Source organism: Thermoanaerobaculia bacterium (genome assembly GCA_035260525.1).
Lineage (GTDB): Bacteria > Acidobacteriota > Thermoanaerobaculia > UBA5066 > DATFVB01 > DATFVB01.
The window spans coordinates 1-3,548 of sequence record DATFVB010000149.1; the positions used below are offsets into that span (position 1 = coordinate 1).

At 73.4% G+C, this 3,548-nt stretch carries 3 protein-coding genes; all 3 read right to left on the minus strand.

Annotation, left to right across the window (positions count from 1 at the left end; translation table 11 throughout):
* Nucleotides 1–385: hypothetical protein (locus VKH46_06995; GenBank protein HKB70577.1), on the minus strand; the 385-nt coding region annotated here is incomplete at its 3' end.
* On the minus strand, nt 382–1,893 hold the full coding sequence (locus VKH46_07000) for a hypothetical protein (protein ID HKB70578.1): 1,512 nt from the start codon (nt 1,891–1,893) through the stop codon (nt 382–384). The genes VKH46_06995 and VKH46_07000, both read right to left, overlap by 4 nt.
* On the minus strand, nt 1,890–3,548 hold a 1,659-nt coding region (locus VKH46_07005; GenBank protein ID HKB70579.1), incomplete at its 5' end, for a hypothetical protein. The genes VKH46_07005 and VKH46_07000, both read right to left, overlap by 4 nt.

Below are 3,548 nucleotides of genomic sequence, written 5' to 3' on the forward strand. Positions count from 1 at the left end.
GGGCGAGGATGCGAAGCGCCGCCGGCACCGCTCGGCTCCGTCCGCCGGCGGGAACCGCGGCCCCGGCGGTCAGTGCGAAGAAGAGCGCGAGAGCGACTGCGCCCCCGATCGCGCTCTGGAGCGCGGCGGCCGCGACCGCGCCGGCGGAGGCGGCGGCGAGCAGCGCCGCCGAGGTCTTCGGGAAGATCCACCGGCCCCCTTCCGCCCGCCACGGGCGGCAGAAACGGCTGGCGGCGAGGACGGCGGCCACGAAGAGAGCGCGTGCGAGGAGCCCGCCGGCGGAGAACGCGCTTCCGGCCGCGGCGCGGGAGCCTTCGAGCAGGAGGATCGCCGCCGCCGCGCCGATCGAGGCCGCGGCCGTCCGGCGGGGCAAAGAGGGATTCACTTCACCCGTCGTCCGGCCGCCGCGAGCGCGACTCCGCGGTAGAAGGGAATCACGCGCGACGCGTAGAACGCCGTCTCGTTGACGAAGAGGAGGAGCACGGCGGCGGCCAGGGCGCGGTTTCGCCCCGGCCACTTCCGGAGCCGATCGGCGGCCGGAAGGTAGAAGCCGAGAAGGAGGAAGCCGAGCACGGCGAAATAGTAGCGTCCGTGCGCGCCGCGCATCTGGCCCGTCAGGAGAAACGAACGCGAGACGTTCCAGAAGTAGAGGAGCATGAAGCCGAGAGCGACGAGCTGGGCGGAGAACACGACCTCCTCGATTTCGGTCCGTCTTCGCCACGCCTGCGGGACGGCGACGAACGGAAGGGCGAAGAGGAGGCTCTCGACGAAAAGCTTGACGGGGTGGACGGAGGGGCGGGAGACGAGCCAGCCGAAGGCGACGAGAAAGACCGCGCCGGCCAGCGCCCATCCGGCGATTCCCGATCGGCGCGCCGGCATTCCCGCCGGGAAGTCCCGCCGCGCGACCCACGACGCGGTCAGGACGACGAGGAGAAGGACGAGCGCGAGAGGAACCGCGAGGAAAACGCCCGAGATCTGAAACCATCGGACGACGCCGTCGCCTCCGCCGGTCCACCCGATCAGCCCGAAGAAGTTCTTCAACGTGTGGTCGGCGACCGGAGAGCTTCGGAAGACCTCGAAAAAGGCGGCGGCGCCGTGACGGCGGCTTCCCGGCGGGCCCGCCGGCGGCGTCGGAAGGCGTCCGAGGCGAAGCCACCAGAGGGCGGTCGTGGAGAACGCGACGAGGGAAAGGCCGGCCGCCGCGAAGAGCCGCGCCGCCGCGCGGCCGGGGAGGTACGCCGGGAGGAGCGCCATCAGCACGATCGCCGCCGGGGCGATCGTCGCCTTCACCGCTCCGGCGGCGGCGATCGCGAGAACGAGGCGCGCGCCCGCGGAGAGGGAGCGCCGCCGGACGAGGTCCACCCACGCGATCGCACAGACGGCGCCGAGAGCCGCCGACAGCGTGTCCTGGCTCACCCCCGAGGCCATGTGCGAGAACATCGGGATGAAGCCGACGCCCGCCGATCCCGCGAGCGCCGCCGCACCGCCCGCGCCCGCGAGGACGAGCAGGCGATAGAGCAGCAGGAGAGTCGCCGCGCCGAAGAACGCCGAGGTCAGGCGCGTGAGCCGCACCTGCCATTCGAAATCGGGCGTGAAGAGCCGCGCCGCGGCGAGCGCGGCGGCCGCGAAGACGTGGTATCCGGGCGGGTGAACGGCGGTCCAGTTCGGGACGCTCCCGCCGGCGCCGCCGCGCCACCGCGCCACGAGGTCCGGGGGGATGACGGCGCGCCCCGGAGGGAGGACGCCCCGGCCGTCGGCGAGATCGGCGGCGTACGCGAAATGCCCGATCTCGTCGGGGACGTCCCAGAGGGGAGTGACGAAGAGCGCGAGCGTGGCCGCCTTCACGAAGAAGAGGAGCGAAACGAGGATCGCCGCGCGGCTCGAGCGCGTCATCGCGTCCGGTCCGGTCGAAACGAGATCGCCAGGAGCCCGAGGATCGCGAGCGCGGCGGCGGCCGAGACCGCGAGCTCCGCCGCGGGAATGCCAAACCGCCCGTCCACGACGTGGCGCCCCGCGGGAACGGGCAGGCCGAAGAACAGGCCGTCGACGCGGATCGGCGCCGCGGGCGCGCCGTCGAGGCGAGCCGCCCAGTACGGGGGAAAGAGCTTCTGCGACGAGACGAGAAGGGCGGGCGCGCGCGCGTTCACCCGCAGACGGAACCGGTCGCTTCCGTACGACTCGATCCGCACGCGGCCGGCGGGGGCGGCGCGGGGCGGCGGCGGCGGCAGGCGGCCGGCATCGCGCTCCTGGACGAACGCGGTGGTCCGGAGAGACTCGCGGGAGGCCTCCATGACCTGGCCGACGCCGCCCGGCTGCCATCGGTCGACGAGAAAGAAGCGGGGGAAAGCGGACGCCCTCCGGTAGAGGGCGAGGTCCGGACCCTCGTAGATCTTCGCGAGGCCCTCCGGCGGAAGCACGGTCCCCGGAGACGCGGCGATCGCGGAGACGCCGAGGAGGTCGAGAACCGGCGAATCGGGACGGAGCCTTCGCGCGTCGGCGATCAGGAGCGTCCCCGTGTGCCCGTAGATCCGGGGGTCGGCGGCGGAAAGGAGTCTCCGCCACGTCTCCTCGAACATGAGATGCCCGCGGACGTCCTCGAGGCCGAACGCCGACCCCAGGTCGGGGTAGAGCGTCCAGCCGGTTCCGAGGAACCGCGACGGCCCCGCCGTTTCCCGCGCCAGGCGGCGCAGCCCCGGTGTCTCGACGAACACGGCGTCCTTCGGAAGGACCGCGGGATAGAGCCGCGCCGCCACGAGGATCAGCGGAATGCCGATCGCGAACGGCAGGCTCGCGGCGAGCCGGGCGAGCGCCGGAGACCGGCCCATCGCGCGCCGGACGAGCTCGGCGCCGGCGGCGGCGCCGATCGCGACGCCGAGAACCGCGAGGATCTTGACGCGTTCGAGGAGCACCCCCGAGAGGACGGGAAGGGACGCGAAGAAACCGCGGACCGGCGCGACGTAGAGGATCGCCGCCGTCGCGGCCGCGAGGCCCGAACCATAGACCCAGAGGCGGCGGTTTCGACGTTGTGCGGCGCCCAGCAGCGCGAGCCCGAGCGCCGCCGGTCCCACGCCGACGGCGGTCTCGACCCAGGTCTCGAACCGGCTGCCGGTCAGGGGCCGGTAGTCGCCGGCGAGAGGATCCCCGAGAGCGAGGGGGAACGCGAAGAGGATCGCGTGGCGCGGCGGAAGCCGGAGCTCGTCGGCGAGACCCGCGCGCGCCGCGACCTGTCCCGACGCGCGGATCATCCGGGCGGAGACGAGAATGGCGGGAAGCAGGACCCCGGCCGCGAGCGCGGCCGAAAGCGCGAGGCGCCCGGCCGTCCGGCGCGTCTCCGCCGCGGGCCGGCCTCCGGCGGCGGCGATCGCGTACGCGAACGCCGCCGCGGCTCCGAAGAGGACCATGAAGGGATAGCCTCCCGCGAGGAAGAGGAGCATCGATACGGACGAGAGCGCGACGCTTCGCGCGAAGCGTCGATGCTCGCGCGCATGGTCGACGGCGAGGAGGAGGAGGGGGATCGCGACGGTGACCGAGCTCTGCATCCAGAGCCA